We start from the raw sequence: 17,418 nt of genomic DNA, 5'->3' as shown, positions 1-17,418 counted from the left end.
GATTGAAATGGGCAACTACGCAAAATGGAGCATGTAGCAGAATGTAGTAAGTAGTAAAATGCGGAGAACCCGGGATAACGTGGAAGTGAATGATACACAGGAAATGGAAGAGTGATGAATGAATGATTAATGTAGAAAAAGACTGGACTGAGGGAAAGTAAGAACCGAAGGCTGTGTCAGTGATGATGCAGCCTCTTTTATTCTATAAAGGCCGGACCAGCCTTTATAAAAGTTTCTTCTTGTGTTGCTTCAATACGGCGTCTTTGATATGCAGCGTCTATCATATTAATGAAATGAACGTCTTTAATACCGCCGTTTTTCAGTTCTGTTATAACCTGCAATAGCAGTATCGCTGGAATTGAACTAAACAATGATGCCCGCTTTTTAGTGGGCTTTTTGTTGCTGCCGGTAAGCTTTATAAGTCTATAAATATATTTTGCAGGAAGCCGGACGTCTTTACGAATTGTACACCAGCTTTATCTGTTTCTAATCATCGATGGATCTTGAAATAAATGTGCCTAAAGCTTCATATCTGGTTTTTTGATAAAAAGGGTGCTTTAAGTTTCTCGGAATAGTTAGTGCCGTGAACAGATATACATTTGAATGTATTTTTTATTTAAGTAAATTATTTTTTATGATTAAGAAAATCTTCAAAAGGGTTTTTGTTATTCTGTTAGTATCTGCATCTTATGTCGGATTTTCGTCCTTTGTTAGTGATGGCGAAAATTCTGGCGGTGGATTTAACTGTACTGATTACTGCCGGAACGATTCTAGCTACGACTGTGTTGCAACCATAACATGGTCCAACGGAACTCAGACAGTAGAAACATGCTATAGAATGAGAAAGAAATAGCTTCTGTAAATGAATTTATTTTTTAAAAAAGAAGAAAAACCTTCTTTTTAGTTTTAAAAAGCTGGTTTTTCTTCAAACTCAATTTACTTCGATGGCTTTTCCCCGTTACGTTATTGTTGCCTTATTATTTATTGCATTTTCTTGCAAACAACCTCCGGAACATAGAGTTTTTAAATTGGTGGATGATCATTTTGAGAGCAGACTTGAAAGAAATGCTCTTAATTTGCCTGGTGCAGAAAGGATTGTTGATATGGTCGTAATTCCATCAAGTAATCTTTTGTTGATATCAGTGTTTAAAGATGATTACCTGCTGAATGCTTATAGTTTGGATTCTCTCAAGTTTATTAGGGCATTTGCTAAGGTCGGTGATAAATTTAACGAACAATTTGACGCTCAGAATTTTCAAGTCGATACAGCGGGAAATATCCTGATTGTTGCAGATTTGATAAAGAAAGAAATTTTTAGCTATTCTCTCGACTCTATCAGGAGTAAAAGCAATACCTGCTATCCTGTACGTTCATTAAAAATAAAAAGCGAACAGTTAGGGAGGCCTCTTTTGCTGAGAGATGGAAGAGTGGCAGCTCTAAGGGGACCGTACACCAGGAGCAAGAGTAATTTTGATTTTTATGATTCAAATGGAAGCTTCTTGGTTACAAAAGGAGAATATCCGCTATCCGTTGATGGATTCTCGGAACAAGAACTTTCTGAGGTGTTTCTTGGTTTTTTGGCTTTAACCCGGGATGGGAAAAGGATCCTGCGTAGCTATTTATCTACGGACGTAATAGATGTCTACGATACTTCAGGTATGCTGCTTCATAGAGTGCAGGGTCCAGGTGCCTTTGAACCAAAGTTTAAAAGAAAGCAAGTTGAAAAAAATATTTCTCGCCTTGCTTTTACAAATCATTCTAGAGTCGCTTATATAGGTTCAATGAGAGAGAATAAAGATATATTCTCGTTGTATAGCGGATCAAGCACTAAAGTGGATACTGTTCAAAGTAATCGCATTTTTCGTTTTTCTGATACTTTGGGCCTTAAAGGAATATACAACCTGGGTATACCTTTGATATGTTTTGATATTGACTTTACTAACAAAAAGATATATGGATTCTCTGAAAGGGAACCTGGTAAAATATCTTTATTTAATTTACCGCAATGAAATATTCTGTAATAAAAATACTATTGCTGGTGATTTTATTTTCAGTAGGCTGCGAAAGCGGAAGTGAAAATAAATTAGCTGATAACTCCTATAAATTATTAACCGGAAAGTGTCAAAGCTTGCATGAGAAAGACTTTCTTGTTTATTATTTTGATGGAGATTGCTCCGTGTGTTACGCGAAGGTGCTGCTACTGAAGGAGCAGTATCCAGAATATGAAAATAGGATCTTACTGGTAGCTAAAACTCAAAAGCCACAACTACTATTGTATAATTTGAACGCCAATAACGTAAAGTACTGCTTAACCATAGATTCTACTGGTTCTTTTGGTAAAGAGGCAAACCTGGGCTATAATAAAGTTACTTTTATTAAAAAAGACAGAACATATGTTGTCAAAGAATTTTAAATTTCGCGGCTGCACTTTTTTTGTAAAGATGATGGTAGTTGGCTTTTTGAAGTCTTCTTCGTGCATGTTTAAAAGTGTTACGTTGGCTTTTTCTTTTTTGCTTGTTTTCTATAATCACGCATTGTCTCAAAGTACATCTTTAAAGATCCGGGTTGATCCTAATAAGACATATGGCTGTAAAATCTCGGATTTTTTTGACCAGGTAGAATTTATACCCCTGGAAACAAATAAGAAAAGCCTCTTTGGAGAAGCACATCAGTTTATAGTTACTTCAAAGAGCTTTGTTATATATGACGATGATAGTAAATCTGTTTTGTTCTTTAGCAATGATGGTAAATTGATCTCCAGGGTTAGAATAGGAGAGCAAACCGTAAGCAACATTACAATGGATGGAGAAAAACAGAATATAATCGTTCGGTCGTACAATTACAACACAAATAATGAAAGCGTTGACATCTATAGTCCCATTGGAGTAAAATTGGGACAGGCCGGGAAAAATAAATCGGCATATCCGGCGGGTAGAAAAATATCTCTCGAAGATAACTTTTCTGCCTTTGTACCGGACTTTAGTGTCCCGGTAGGAGAGCCAGGCGTAGATACTGTCTACAATTTAATACAGATCTACCAAAAAGATAAATTGATAAGGTCGTTCTTACCCTATAACCAAAAGAAAAATCTGGGATTTTGTACCATCGGGGGAGCCTTGTCAGTACCAAATACGGCTGATGATCGGGGTAATGTTTATGTGTCAACTCCTTTGGAGCATTTTTTATATAAAATTTCTAAAGACACTGCAATCAAATTAGGACAATTCATTTTCCCGGCTGATAGGTCCGTGTCCGACGATATTATCTACTCCGAAGATAAAAATGCTGTCGCCAAAGCATTTAAAAAAACATCTGGAATAAAAACAATCTTGGATGTAAGTAATGTCTTTTTTCATAAAAATCTCCTTTTCTTTAAAATAAACACCAGGCAGTTTACTTCTTTTCAAGGGTCCGAGGGCGTTTATTTGTATAACTTCGTTTACGATACCTCATCCGGCAAAGCTTTTTCTTTGGAAAGAGCTACTATAGATTCTCTGTCTGCTTATTTGCCTGTTTTGGGTAATAACAGCCATGTAAAAGGGCTGGTGAATTATAAGGGATATATCTATTCCACTTTGTCTTCTTTTCAACTATTCAGCGCATACGATAAACTGAAGTCCGGCAACATTAAATTTCCCGCGGTAATTGAAAAATATTTCGCTACACAAAACCGGAAAAGCAATCCCGTGATTGTAAGAATGAGAATTAAAGGCTAAGGAGCTGCTTTAGCAACTCCTCCAACCCTGACACGGAAGAAATAATGCCGTGAAAAAGGCTAAATTTATTTTACGATACCAGCTTGTAATGAAAATTAACCTATTCAAGATAAAACCGGATTATATCGCTGACAAGACTTGCCTGCTGGTCATACTCTTATGGTATCAATTCCATGCTGAATGAGAAAAGCTATTTTGTTAACCTGTTGTGCCTGTTATTCATTACTTGTTTTTGCACAAACGGATAGTACCGGTAATATTGGAATTGTAAAGGGTAAAGCAAAGGATTCTGTGTACAATTTTATGCTTACCAGTGCTACAGTTGCAGTTTATTTGGATAGCGACAGTAGTCTCATTCAATTTTCACTCCCCGATAACTTTGGCGAATTTACTATCGGCAAACTGCCGCTTGGTAAGAGGCTCAGGCTAATAATAAGCCATGTAGGATACACTACATTCTTGAAGAAATTTAGTTTGAGTAACGACAAAAAAGAACTGGACCTTGGTCTGCTGTATCTGTTCCAGGCTGTGCAAAAAGATGGTAATACGCTTGAAGAAGTGATAGTTAAATCTGTACCCCCCATGAGAATGAACGGAGACACCGTTGAATTTAACGCCGATGCTTTCCGCATGGATGTCAATGCTACTGCTGAGGACCTGATGAGGAGATTGCCCGGGTTTACAGTTTGGGGCGATGGCGAAATTACTTACAATGGAAAAAAAATAAATGCAGTAATGGTGGAAGGAAAACCTTTTATGGGTACTAATGATCCTGCTATCGCCACTCGCAACCTCCCTAAAGAAGCATTGGATAAAATCCAGGTATATCAACAGCGCGATGAAAAAAACCCATTGGATAGTACCATGTTTGCTAACATCAGGCTAAAAGACGATAAAAAAATGGGCTATTTCGGAAAACTGAGCGGTAGCCTTGGTACCGATGGTAGGTACGCGGCCGACGGAATGTTGAGTGGGTTTAATAGAAAATTGCAAATCAATACGGTAGGAGCACTGAATAATATCAACAAACTGGCACCGGATATCGACGTGTTGGTGAAAAACGGCTCGTATAAAGGGGAAGGCGCTAATGCGGATTACCAAAGCGATTTTAGTATGCGGGGACTGAATAAAACCGCAGCAGCAGGCGCAAAAATGCAATACGACTTTATTCCCGAAGTTGAATACCGCCGCACAAGCCGCATTAATGCAGACTATTTCTTAAAAGGAAATAATTCACTCATAAATAATACAAGTCTTTTTAATAGCTTTTTGGAAGCAGATACTGTGCTGTCAAAACGCTCTGTCCAGGTTGCCGATAATAAAACCTGGGATCAGAAAATGAATGGTAAATATACCTGGAATTCTGAACGTACAGATCTGGTGTTGACCGCCTCGCTAAATCGGGGAAAGGATAATAGCCTGTCCGAAACACATGATGAGCAGGATAAAACAGGGGTGGGAGCTATCAGCAGTAGTGTCTCCCGCATTGAATCAGAGACGAAAAAGAACCGGCTGGACATCGGGCTGGAGTATACGAACAGGGATAACGATTGGAACATGAAAAAACGCATAGCCGGCGATTTTACAGTAGGTTACCGCTTCTCTGCCGAAAGTGGAGACGGTTATAGCAGGAATCAATCACAATTCATCTCAAACATTCATTCAAGCGATAATAAGGAATTCGACAGAATTTTCGAACAACGTAATGCCCATAGCGGAACACATACTATAACCGCCAGGTATCCGGGATTAACACGACTTTTCTTTAACAAAAGAAGCTTCAGCGGAATACAAATGGGCCTGTCGGGATCTCTTATACTTAAAAACGAAGATTATACAGATAAAGTCACCGACAGGGATGCAGTAACAAAAGAATACAACATAAATAACTACCTGACCAACAATAGGGAACTTTCCACTTTTAACCTTCAGCCTGTATTTTATATCTCCAAAAATTTCCAGAGAACACTAACCAACAGGTATAACAAATGGGTTTCCTTTTCAGCTAATTTCAGAAACCAGTACTTTAATTTCGATCACCGGTCCCGGCACAATTTTCAGAATATTTCCTATAAGTACTCATACTTCGTCCCTGATGCGGCTATTGAATATTATAACCATCAATATGGCAGCTATGAGTTAAGATTCAATCTCGATTTTTCAACTTCCGTAACATATCCCGGTATCAATAGTTTGGCGCCACTGGTCGATAGTTCTAATCTTTGGTATATACACAGAGGCAATCTTATGATCAAGCCACAGTATAAGAAAGAATTAAGTTTGGGAGGTGCCTTTACTACCCGTAAATCAAAAAATCAGTTGCGCTTTGATGCAACGGTTAAGCTGGGCAAAATAAATAACAGCTTTGCTGATAGCACTCTATACAACAAGGAAGGGGTTAGAACGGTTTATACTGTAAATGTCGATGGAAACAAATTCGTAAATATCGAAAGTGGTATCAGAAAGTATATTGAAATCAGGAAAAATACTACCCTCGAGGTAAACGGACGATACAGTATTAATATCAGCGAGGAACCGCAATATGTTAATAATACACTGAATACTAGTATAGGAAGTTATCAGAATCTCTTATTTTACCTCGGATTCGGACATAAAGATCTGCTAAACGTAAAAACCGAAGCCGGTTTAAGAATATACAATAGCCGACAGGAAGGTTTTGATAATAATAGCTTTAAAAGTACCAATAGTTATCTAAGGCTGATAACTGCACTGCAGTTCCCAAAGCACTTCGCCTGGAATACAAATCTTACTTACAACAAAAGCAATAGTAATAATTCAGACGCTTTGTACTTTACTATCTGGAATGCAAGCCTTTCTTATCGCTTTTTGAAAGGAAATAATGCGGAAATTAAATTGGCCGCATTAGACATACTTCGGCAAAACAAAGGTATTGTAAATACTGCTTCGGCAAATAGCCAGACACTCACTACTTCAAATGTTTTGCAACAGTATTACATGATTACGCTCTCGTATTACCCGCGTAAATTTGGAAAAAAAGAATAAACAGCTTCCGGTAAACTAACATACGATAAATACCAACCCTACAGTTTAGTAAACTGGAATATAAAATAGCCGTCTTCTTTGTAAAAATAGGTATTGCGTTTTCTGGAATAAACGATGGGAGCTCCCAACTCCTTTAAAAGTGTGATATACTGCCTGGCACATCGCTCAGAAATTCTAAGCTTTTTTGAAAGCTGTTGTGGAGAGCCTGTGTTCCGTTGAGAAATAAGATAATGGATTTTGTCTAGTCTGTTGATGCTTCTGGTAGTCATAGTAGGGTGTCTTTTGGGTTGTAAGTGTTTCTGCTTTAAAATGTATTTAGGTAATGGGTAAGTCTCCTTAACTAACTGTCATAAAACTTCCCATGTCTCCACAATAGACAACTGGACAAAAGCATATGGCAAAAGCTAAGTTTTTAATTCTTGAAATCGATTTCAAGATTGCTCTAAAATACAAAAAAAAACTAATGAAAAATGTTTTTGCTGCCGGTTACCACAAATTACTTATAATGTATTTGTTTGTCTTCCCGGCTGTATTAGGGCCGTGAACCAATATAATTTTGATTAAAAATTTATTTGGTTAAAGGCTTTGTCTACTATGGAAATAGCTAATCTTAAATATTCAGCAGCTATAAAATATTTCATCCTCCTGCTTTTTATCCTGCTGAATGTTTGCCTCGTTTCTTTCTTCGCCTTTATTTATCCTTTTTCTTTTAACTATGAAATTGATATTAATGATCAATATTATCTCATTTTCGTTTGGCCGGTTGCAGTTGTTATTATAGTGCTTTCTCTTTTGCAGCATGGCATCCCATATGGCATTCCGCAGATTTTGTTTTCGCTTTTTCTGACTATTATATCGGGACTTATTTTATGCAGCAAATATTATCATTGGGGAAATGAACACTTTTTTGTTGTTGTTACTGTTTTACTTGCTACCGGCCTTTTGTTGTTTGTTCGGGAAATGAAGGCTATTTATGTGGTATTGATACTGCTTTCGATGGTATTTGTGTATGAGCTTTTTCTGGGATACATGCAGTATAATGACATCGATGGCTCTTCAAATGATGGTAGCTTGGATATAAAAGGAAGCTTTCAAAATTCGGGCGTGATGGCAATGTACTTGGTGGTACAGTTGCCATTGATGTACTTCCTGATATTGGAAGCCGGTTCCGGACAGGTAAAATTCATTGGGAATAAAGTAAGAGGACTTAAATCACTTCGATGGGGAATATATATCACCCTGTTCGTTGCTACAGTTTTTCTGGTATACAAAACACAAAGCCGCACTTCATATCTTTCTCTGGCCACAATAAGTCTGGCATGTATCCTGTTAAGGCATGGACACTGGCTTAGAAGAAAAATGGCCGCAATGACTAAAGGGGGACGCTTTGCTGTAATATCAATTATGGTAATGGTAGTATCATTATCAGCCTGCTCTCTCTTTGCCATGAAAAAAGCGTCAGCACTGGGGCGTATGATGAAAATAGCGATCACATGGGAACATATGGACGACTTCCTTCTTACCGGAACTGGATTAGGCCGTTTTAGTTGGTACTACCCCCAATGGCAGGCAGAATATTTTGCCTCCCATTCGCAACCGCCAACATCTTTCTTCTTAAATGCCGGTGAAAGCTATATCATCTTTAATGAGCTGCTTCAGTTGTTGAAAGAAATAGGATTGATAGGCTTTGCATTGTTTGTTATACTAATGATTGGCTTTTTTAGTCTTAAGTCCGCTAAGCACTTCAGGCTTATGAGGGCACTGAAACTAACAGTAATTGGTATCCTTTCCTGTAGCCTTGCTTCTTATCCCTTACATGTGAATTACTTATTATGGCTATTCTCCTTTTGTTTTTTCACCGCGGTAATATTAGCTACATCCTCTTTTTTCTCTTTTATAAATAATCGTATTGCAGCTGTCTTTAATCTGAAACTAAAAATACTTTCACTAACCATTAGTGTACTATTACTCTCTTGTGTATCTGTTAAAAGTATTAGCTTGTTTTATTCATATTGCCATTGGATGCAGGTAAGAGGAAGCGCCGGAAGCGCTGAAATAAGAATGAATACATATAGGAGCCTGGAAAAATCTTTAGGTAAAGATGGCAAGTTCTTAACTGATTACGGATATGTACTGCTTAACGAAGGGCATACTGCCGGCTCTGCTATAGTTCTGGATGATGCCAGGAGATATTTTATATCCCTGCAAACAATAGAAACATTATCGGTTGCCTGTTTTGAAAATGGACAAGTCAACGATGCCATTGCCTGTAGAAAGTGGCTTTGCAATTTTCTTCCTGCTAGATTTGGATTAAGGTATGAGCTCTTAAAACTATACCAGTCAAAGAATGATAGCGTTAATGCACGTCGCATAGCAAATGCTATATTGGAAATGCCAGTAAAAATTCCATCATCCCGGGTTCAATATATAAAAAATACTGCTAAGGGTATTCTGGAAGTAAAGTGACTTATGTTAGATAGTATAAAGTCAGGAGAGAGTTCTCGTTAAAGAAAACGGTATGACGATTATTTACGGTAATAATAGTGCCGTTGAGATAATTATTTTTAATAAATAAAATGAGCACTATGAAAGCTGGTGCTTATATCGGGTTGTTTCCTCCTTCTCTAAAATAAAAAAAACCTGGTAGGTTCATTAGTAATGTAGGTACATCTTTTTCGTATCGATAATAGGATAAAGGTTAAACGGAAAATACAAATATTATAAATAGAATATTTTATGAAGTCTCTGGTATTTATAAAACCGGCTTTACTGGTTGCTTTTTACACAACAATATCGCTTTATCTGAATGCTCAGTCGTTTGGTGTGGATAATAAAATTTTGTCCCAAAACAAGCATTTGAAAGCTGTCTTGAAAAAATATCAAAATGACCCACAAAAGCTGGATGCGGCAAAATTCTTAATTCAAAACCTTCCTTATCATTTCGGCTACCAGGGAGATGGCGTTCGGCATTTCAAAATGTTATACGAGTTGCGTAGTACAGGAATGCCACAGGATAAGGTTATCGATTCTGTTAAAGAGGTATGCGGTCCCTTTAATTACGACCAGCTGAAAAAAATATCGGATGTTGATATCGATACAGCGTTATTGATTGAAAACATTGAATATGCTTTTAAAGCATGGCGGGAGCAGCCTTGGGGAAAGAATGTTGCTTATGACAACTTTATTGAATACGTGCTGCCGTACCGCGTAGGAAATGAACAGTTAAGCTTTTGGCGTAAGAGTGTGTATGAAACGTTCAATCCTATGCTCGATAGTATAAGAAATCGCCCCGAAGCCGGGGACCCTGCGTATGTAGCCGGGGTGGTTCTGAATATTTTAAAGAAGAGAAGGCCTTTTCAATTCGCAACTTCTTTTTACGGGCCAAGCGTTGGACCAGATATTGTAAAATGGCATTCCGGTAATTGCCGCGAGAGTTCCGACCTGTTTATATTCGTTTGCCGGGCACTGGGAATCCCTTGTGGCCGTGACATGATGTTCATGCGTGGCGATATGAACCTGGGCCATGACTGGAATTTTGTCCTTGACAAAAATCGGGAAAACTTATTTTGCTCTGTTACCTATGCCTCCAATCAGCTCGAAGCAGCTTCCACCTACTGGAACCGTAAAGGAAAGGTGTATAGGGAAACATTTAGCCTTAACCGTGATATGCAGAAAAGAATGCTTGCATACAAAGGATCTGTTTTCCCATATTTTAAAGAACCTTTGTTTAAAGATGTTACCAGCGTTTATACAGGCAAATGGAACCACAATATCAGTATCTCTTGCGACAGCTTGTATCAAAAAGTGGAAAACAACAAGATGCTGTATTTGTGTGTCGCCAGTTGGCTGAATTGGGTTCCTGTTGCACTAAACCTGTCATCGGGTAATAGGATCGGTTTTCCCGATGTGGAAGGTGGCATCGTTTTTCGATTGGCCACGTATGAAGGAGAACATCTTCAGTTGATCTCCGACCCCTTTTTACTGGATAAAGAAACAGGAAGCCTGAGGTATTTTACAGGCCTTAATGAAGAAGAGGAAATTACAGTTACGCATAAATACAGACTATCGTACATCTATCCCGATAGGATGGTAAAAGGAGTTTTTGAAGCAAGTAATGATCCCGGTTTCTCAACGAGAGATACCTTATTTGTAATAAGAAAAAAACCAGTAAGGCTTTGGAATGTAGTCAGGCTAAATACCGGTAAAACCTATCGCTATGTCAGATATGTAGGACCTAAAGGCAGTTATTGTAATGTTGCTGAAGTGGCTTTTTATGGAGATGCCGATAGCACAACGGCATTAACCGGGGAAATGATAGGTACCCCTACCACTGGTGCTAACATGAAAACTCATAATTACACAAATGTGTATGATGGCGATCCTTCTACTTCCTTCGACTATCACCTCCCGGACGGTGGCTGGGCAGGCCTTGATCTGGGAGACAGTAAAAAAATTACCAGGATTGTCTATACTGCCCGCAATTTTGTAAACTTCATCTATCCCGGTAATTATTACGAACTTTTTTATGCAAAGCAGGGTGAGTGGATCTCTGTTGATGCAGTAGAAGCTACTACAGATTCTCTGACTTTCAAAGTCCCGAAAGGAGCATTATTATATCTTAAAAATCATAGCGGTGGAAAAGAAGAAAGAATATTTGAATGCCAAAATGGAGAACAGCTGTTTTGGTAGCTTTAAAAAATTTACGAACCAGCTAAACGTGGTTGTAGTATATGTCGCCATAAAGTCCACCGCCTGTGTGAGTTGTAATTATTTAGTCTGACTACGATCAGGAAGATACTGCTTTAGTTTATTGTAAAGCTGTTCCGGCACAAAAGGCTTGCTAACATAATCATTCATCCCGCTGCCCCAAACCTGCCCAACAACTTCATCGATAGGAGACGCCGTAAGCGCTATGATCGGTATCTGCAAATTAAACTTCCTGATCTCACGTGTACTGGCAAATCCATCCATCACAGGCATCTGCAGATCCATCAAAATCAGATCATATTCATGATGCATACACAGTTCTATAGCCTCCTGCCCGTTCGCAGCAATAGTGATCTCCCCACCCCAGCTTTCAATAAACTCCTGTGCCACCATTACATTGAAGGAATTATCCTCCGCCATAAGAATATGCCGGCCCGTAAAATCCTGCCCCTTATCATAATGCTCATCAGCAGGCATCGTCGAGCCCGATGCTGTAGCATGACGCATCTGTAATACAAAAGAAAAAGTAGAACCCTGGTGGAGCATGGTTTCAAGTTTGATATCACCACCCATCAGTTGCACAATACGCCGCGAAATGAAAAGGCCAAGACCAGTACCGCCGTATTTACGCGTCGTATCGCTTTGCGCCTGGGTAAATACATTGAAGACCAGCTCCCGCTTATCCTCGGCAATACCAATCCCGGTATCTTTTACGGCAAAAGCTATTTCCGCATATTGCGCAGTTTCCCGCACCAGCGTCACAATAAGTTTTACCCACCCCTTTTCGGTAAACTTGATCGCATTGCTCACCAGGTTACGAAGCAGCTGCGACAGCCGCGCCTGGTCGCCGCTAACTTCCAGCGGCAAACGCACATCGTATTCCAGGAAAAGAGCTATCTGCTTATGCCCCGAAGTTGTAGCAGGTAGAAACGTTTCACACAGATCCTGCAATAGTTCCTTCAGGTTGAAATTCTCCTTCTCCAACTCCAGGGCGCCCGCCTCAAGCTTATTGATATCCAATATATTATTTACAATAGCCAGCAGGTCTTCCCCGCTTTTCTTAATAGGATCAAGAAAATGTTTCTGATCAGGGCGCGGCGACTTGCTCAGCAGCAGATGCGTGAAACCTATAATAGCACTCAGCGGCGTTCTTATCTCGTGACTCATCACGCTTAGGAATTCCGTTTTCGCCTGTGCAGCTTTCTCCGCCTGCTCTTTGGTTTGTTGCAGCTCATGCTCACGCTGCTTCCGGTCCGATATGTCACGCAAAAAACCATTGAAAGAATATCTCCCCTTATGCTCGATAGCAGTAATAGTTAACTCCACCGGGAAAATAACGCCATTGCTGCGCTGCGCCTCCATTTCCAAACGCTGGTTGAGAATATGGCTCCGGTGGGTTTCCAGGAAATGCCGTAACCCACGCTCATGCTGCTCCCTGTAACGAATAGGTATGATCAGCCCCGCCATGCTTTGCCCGATAGCCTCCCGCTGCGTATATCCGAAAATAGTCTCGGCAGCCATATTCCAGGCCGTGATGATCCCCATTTCGTTCATCGATATAATGGCGTCGAGCGAACTGGCAACTACGTTCTCCAGCATCGCACCCGTTTGCCCCGCCTGGCTCCGCGCCATCTCGGTCTCCAGCATCTTTTGCGAAAGCTGGTTGTTAAGGTCTTTTATCTCCGAAACTTTCTCGATCAGCGCCTGCCTTACCTGAACATGCGTCAATTGATTTAACTGGGCAAAACCCACCAGCTTCTGCGGAAGTATCGATATCAGCGAATGAAATACCTCCAGCTCCTTATAAATCCGGGCGGTTTCTTCATACGACTGGTTAAAGATCCTGTCACCAATGGCTTCACCAAAATTGGCTACGATATAATGATAGATCTGGATAGAAAGTACCTCCATTTTCTTCAACACTGCCTCCGATGCAATCTCCAGCTCAAGAAGCTCCAGCTCTTTGCCCATTTGCTCAAACAACCCACCGCCCGAAAACCCGAAATTATCCGTTGCCTTCGCAAGACAACGACGAATGAAATAAACCGCCTGCTGCTGTTTCTTGCCCGGATCGTGAAGAAACAACACACTGAAATAGGGATCCTTCGTCAGCCATTCAAAACGCTGCCGTAAAACTTCTCTCAAACTTTGCTGGGTATACTTCTGCTCCGGATCAAGATTCGTAAGGTATCGCTCCAGTAGAAAATAGTCTGGTAAAAGAGCTGCCGCATGCTTCTCGCCCGCCCGCCGCGCAACCGCTATCAGTTGCTCATTCTGCCGGGGCACAGATATCTCCTTCGCAAGAAAATCAAACACCTGCGCAAGACCATGAGCCGTCGCCGCCGCCGCTTTCCGCTCAATACCTAAGAGCCGCGATACAAAACGAGTGATCGACCTCATCGCCCTTTACCAGCCTTATACATGGAGTAGAACCCGGCAGCAGACAATAACCACGTTACTACCAGCGCCAGAAACCAGGCCAGCGAACCACCTGTTTCTCCGAATAACAAATTGAAAAGATTGAAATGATAAAAATGATCAACCTGCATATGTAAATGACCTACAGCCATTACCACAAACCCCCAGGCCATCAGCTTCATGCCTTTGCCGAATTTCCCCCCTTTGAGCGCGCTTGCCGTCATAAACGCAAAAACAACGCAGATGAATAGAAACGGTAACTCCATAACGCCAAACCAGAAGCTCATTCCCGTAGCACCATGCATATGACCTTCGTCAACAGGAGAACTTTGTGCAATGGCAGAAATGGAAAGTACAGTGCATAACAATGCAGCAGCAGTTTTGGTACGGATCGATGTTTTCATGTAATACTTACTGTTAAGTGTTTTCTAAGCCCTAAACTTACAAAAAGATCAAAATTTTCACTCTATTTATTTTGTCCTGAAACTTCACTATTTCCTGACCTGCCTCCTCTCAAAATCAATCAAATTAACAGATACACCCCGGCCATACCAGTGACTAGCCCATAAGCCGCCTGAGACGAAGGATAACCGCTCTTGTATCGCACTTGCATCGCACTTGTATCGCACTTGCATCGCATTTGCTCCCTCCCTGCCCCAGCTTACCGCAGCACACAAGGTATCCAGGATGGATGTTTGCACAATCCTTTTAGGGTTTCCTGGCACCTCTCCTCAAAATAGCCATTTACCTCGCTTTTTTTGCCGTTCGTCACTCAAACGCCTTATGCACCAAAATCCCGTTTTTTCGCTCAAATCCAGTCCCAACAAGGGTTTTAGGCAGAAAATGAAGTCTCTTGCTAAAGCAGCAACTAAAATAAACTAGGTACTATGTCTTGCATAGTACCTTGAAATACCTCATCTTTGTGTTGTCAATCAATTTTAACATTCAAATACCTCAGATATGGACATACAGAATACACAGAGCCAGATGAGAAAAGGGGTATTGGAGTTTTGCATTCTTTCCATCATTCGCCAGGGGGAAGCCTACCCCAGCGATATCGTAGAAAAAATGAAATTCGCCAACTTACATATATTGGAAGGAACTCTTTACCCGCTCCTTACCCGATTGAAAAATGCAGATTTCCTTACCTACCGCTGGGTCGAAAGCGCTTCCGGTCCACCACGTAAGTACTTCTGCATGACAGAAAAAGGACTTCAGTTCTACGCCGAACTCGAACGTACCTGGAAAGAACTGGCCGACGCCGTTCACGCACTCACGCAACCATTAGAACCAACCAACGAAAACATATAAACGATAATCATGAGAAAGATTATAAACATTAACTTCCAGGGCAGGGTCATCCCCATCGAAGAAACTGCCTACGATATATTAAAACAGTACATCGAAAGCCTGCGCCGCTTTTTCGCTAATGAAGAAGGACGCGATGAGATCATCAACGATATCGAAGGCCGTATCGCCGAACTGTTTGGCGAAACGCTGTCAAAAGGTGCCCCCTGCATCACCGACGAAAAGGTCCACGATGTCATCAACAGCATCGGACGCCCCGAAGATTTCGACGACCAGGAAAACCATGTTAAAGAACAACTGAAAGACGAAGGCGCCCGTCATAAACAACACGATACCAACGCCTCACAATCAGGCACACGCCGCTTGTACCGCGATGGCGACGATAAGATCCTCGGCGGCGTCTGCGCAGGTATTGCCAACTATTTCAGGATCGACCCCGCTATTATCCGCCTGCTCTTTGCAGTGGTAACGCTCGGCGGATTAGGATCTGGATTACTGCTGTATATCTTATTATGGGCCGTGATTCCCGTAAAAAAACTCGACCAGTCCATTATCCGCAAACGCTTGTTCCGTAACCCCGAAGACAAGGTAGTAGCAGGTGTGGCCAGTGGCGTAGCCGCTTATTTCGACGTGGCTGTTTGGGTCCCCCGTCTCATCTTCGCTTTCCCGCTGCTCATCACAGTCGTGGCGTCAATATGGCGTAACCTCTTCTGGGATCATTTCTTCGTACCCACCTCTATCGTATTCAGCTCTTTCGGAGGCACTTTCTTCCTCGTATATGCCATCCTCTGGATGATGATCCCCGAAGCAAGCTCCGCAAGCGAAAAACTCGAAATGAAAGGAGAAAAGGTAGACCTCAACTCCATTAAGAACACCATCCAGGAAGACCTCGGCGCCTTTCGCCAGAAAGCAGAAAAATGGGGGGAAGAATTTAAAACGCGCGCCGAAGAATGGAGCAATGAATTCGGCACCACATTTCAGCAAAAAGGCAAACAGTTTTCACAGGAAGTAAGTTATGCAGGCAAAAATACCGGCGGCCGTATCGCCCACGCCATCGGGGTGCTCATTAAAGCGTTCTTCCTCATCATTGCAGGCATCATTTCGTTTTCCCTGCTCATGGGCCTAATAGGCCTGCTGGCCGGAGGCGTTGGCTTCGCTCCGCTGGCAAACTTCTTCCTCGACGGTATCTGGCAAAAATCACTCGCCATAGCTACGGTTATATTGTTTGTTGCTGTTCCCGTGATCTTTTTACTGATCTGGTTTGTACGACGTATGGTAGGCATTCGCTCTTCCAGGAAATCTTACCTGGGCATCATCGCAGGAGGCTTATGGACACTGGGCTGGATCTGCGCCTTTATTCTCGGAACGCTCATGTTGCGCAACTTCCGCAGCCGTAACGGAGTCGCCGAACAACTCTCCATCAGCCAGCCTTCTACAGGAAAACTCATAGTAACCGCCAAAGTAAATAACACCAACGTTTACGGCAGCGACTGGTTCGATAGCGATAGGTCCAGTGGTTTCCCTTTCATCAGCCGCGACAGCTTTTTCCTCGATAATATAAGGATCTGGGTAGTCAAAAGCCAGGACTCTCTGTTCCATCTCGAAACTGTCAAGTTTAGCCGCGGCTCCTCTCAGGAATATGCAAAACAGGTCGCAGAAAAGATCAGCTTCAGCCCCTTGGGCCAGCAGGATTCTGTCCTTACCCTGCCCGATGGTATTACCATCACCAGTAAAGAACAGTTCCGTAACCAGCAGGTGCTTGTTAAAATAGCTGTTCCCCAGGGAAAACGTATCTTCCTCGATGCTTCTATCGATCACTACGACTGGTTTAGCCTTAGAAAGAACGGCGACTGGGAAGAACACTACGAACCTCGTGTCGGCATAGAATATATCATGACCGAAAAAGGACTTAGAACGATAAAAGAAGCCTGGGACGAAGCACACCCTTCCGACCGTGAAAAAGAAAAAGAGAGCCTGAAAGAACTTAAACGCAGGGAAAGAGAATTCATAGACGATCAAAAAGAAAAGGAACGCGCACTCCGCGATAGCATCCGTGAACTGGAAAAAAGAACCCGGAAGATCGGCGCAACTTTTAACGTGCAGCAGCGCAAGGCTGCTGCACAGCTAAGCCGCAACATGGTTACTTTTCTCCCCAATCCTTCAGGATTATTGTGGATGAGGTTCGGCTTCTAGGAAAATAAAAGCTTCCGGCCGTTCGGTTTCTCCTATTTTTGCGCCCGAAATA

11 protein-coding genes and 1 pseudogene are annotated in these 17,418 nt (G+C 41.5%); 9 read left to right on the top strand and 3 right to left on the bottom strand.

Going from position 1 to position 17,418, the window contains the following annotated elements; genetic code table 11:
• Positions 1-944 precede the first annotated feature (944 nt).
• The 5 genes and pseudogenes from ESB13_RS17560 (at position 945) to ESB13_RS17550 (ending at position 6,740) form a co-directional block, all read left to right on the top strand.
• Positions 945-2,009 carry a BF3164 family lipoprotein gene (locus ESB13_RS17560; RefSeq protein ID WP_129004926.1) on the top strand — a complete coding sequence of 355 codons (1,065 nt, stop codon included), beginning with the start codon at positions 945-947 and terminating at the stop codon, positions 2,007-2,009.
• Complete coding sequence (locus tag ESB13_RS23825) at positions 2,006-2,413, top strand: hypothetical protein (protein WP_164974258.1); 408 nt, start codon at positions 2,006-2,008, stop codon at positions 2,411-2,413. The genes ESB13_RS17560 and ESB13_RS23825 overlap by 4 nt, the downstream gene beginning before the upstream one ends.
• Positions 2,394-2,762: pseudogene (locus ESB13_RS24305) on the top strand (6-bladed beta-propeller); the annotation flags it as partial. The gene ESB13_RS23825 and the pseudogene ESB13_RS24305, both read left to right, overlap by 20 nt.
• A gap of 36 nt (positions 2,763-2,798) precedes the next feature.
• On the top strand, positions 2,799-3,716 hold the full coding sequence (locus tag ESB13_RS17555; RefSeq protein ID WP_246022599.1) for a hypothetical protein: 918 nt from the start codon (positions 2,799-2,801) through the stop codon (positions 3,714-3,716).
• 180 nt (positions 3,717-3,896) lie between these two features.
• The gene (locus tag ESB13_RS17550; RefSeq protein WP_129004924.1) at positions 3,897-6,740 is read left to right on the top strand and encodes a peptidase associated domain and porin domain-containing protein; all 2,844 of its coding nucleotides are present in this window, start codon (positions 3,897-3,899) and stop codon (positions 6,738-6,740) included.
• A 38-nt stretch (positions 6,741-6,778) separates the two neighbouring features.
• On the opposite strand, the gene ESB13_RS24300 is transcribed toward ESB13_RS17550, so the two are convergent.
• Positions 6,779-7,009, bottom strand: a complete 231-nt coding sequence (locus ESB13_RS24300; RefSeq protein WP_129004923.1) for a helix-turn-helix domain-containing protein — start codon at positions 7,007-7,009, stop codon at positions 6,779-6,781.
• Between the two features lie 691 nt (positions 7,010-7,700).
• Between ESB13_RS24300 and ESB13_RS17540 the strand changes: the two genes are divergently transcribed.
• A complete protein-coding gene (locus tag ESB13_RS17540; RefSeq protein ID WP_164974257.1) occupies positions 7,701-9,206 on the top strand; it encodes an O-antigen ligase family protein in 1,506 nt (501 codons plus the stop codon).
• 270 nt (positions 9,207-9,476) lie between these two features.
• Positions 9,477-11,429, top strand: coding sequence for a hypothetical protein (locus ESB13_RS17535; RefSeq protein WP_129004921.1), 1,953 nt, complete (start codon positions 9,477-9,479; stop codon positions 11,427-11,429).
• A gap of 78 nt (positions 11,430-11,507) precedes the next feature.
• On the opposite strand, the gene ESB13_RS17530 is transcribed toward ESB13_RS17535, so the two are convergent.
• Together ESB13_RS17530 and ESB13_RS17525 are read right to left on the bottom strand one after the other, a co-directional pair.
• Complete coding sequence (locus tag ESB13_RS17530) at positions 11,508-13,847, bottom strand: PAS domain-containing hybrid sensor histidine kinase/response regulator (RefSeq protein ID WP_129004920.1); 2,340 nt, start codon at positions 13,845-13,847, stop codon at positions 11,508-11,510.
• Positions 13,844-14,269: a hypothetical protein gene (locus ESB13_RS17525; RefSeq protein ID WP_129004919.1), complete on the bottom strand. Its 426-nt coding sequence runs from the start codon at positions 14,267-14,269 to the stop codon at positions 13,844-13,846. Before ESB13_RS17525 ends, ESB13_RS17530 begins: the two co-directional genes overlap by 4 nt.
• Before the next feature lie 556 nt (positions 14,270-14,825).
• On the opposite strand from ESB13_RS17525, the gene ESB13_RS17520 reads away from it, so the two are divergent.
• Together ESB13_RS17520 and ESB13_RS17515 are read left to right on the top strand one after the other, a co-directional pair.
• Complete coding sequence (locus ESB13_RS17520; RefSeq protein WP_129004918.1) at positions 14,826-15,176, top strand: PadR family transcriptional regulator; 351 nt, start codon at positions 14,826-14,828, stop codon at positions 15,174-15,176.
• Positions 15,177-15,185: 9 nt separating this feature from the next.
• Positions 15,186-17,366, top strand: coding sequence for a PspC domain-containing protein (locus ESB13_RS17515; RefSeq protein ID WP_129004917.1), 2,181 nt, complete (start codon positions 15,186-15,188; stop codon positions 17,364-17,366).
• Positions 17,367-17,418: the final 52 nt, after the last annotated feature.

The organism is Filimonas effusa, from assembly GCF_004118675.1.
GTDB classification, from domain to species: domain Bacteria; phylum Bacteroidota; class Bacteroidia; order Chitinophagales; family Chitinophagaceae; genus Filimonas; species Filimonas effusa.
Note: the sequence above shows the minus strand (reverse complement) of the source record. Positions and strands in the feature narration are given on the sequence as shown.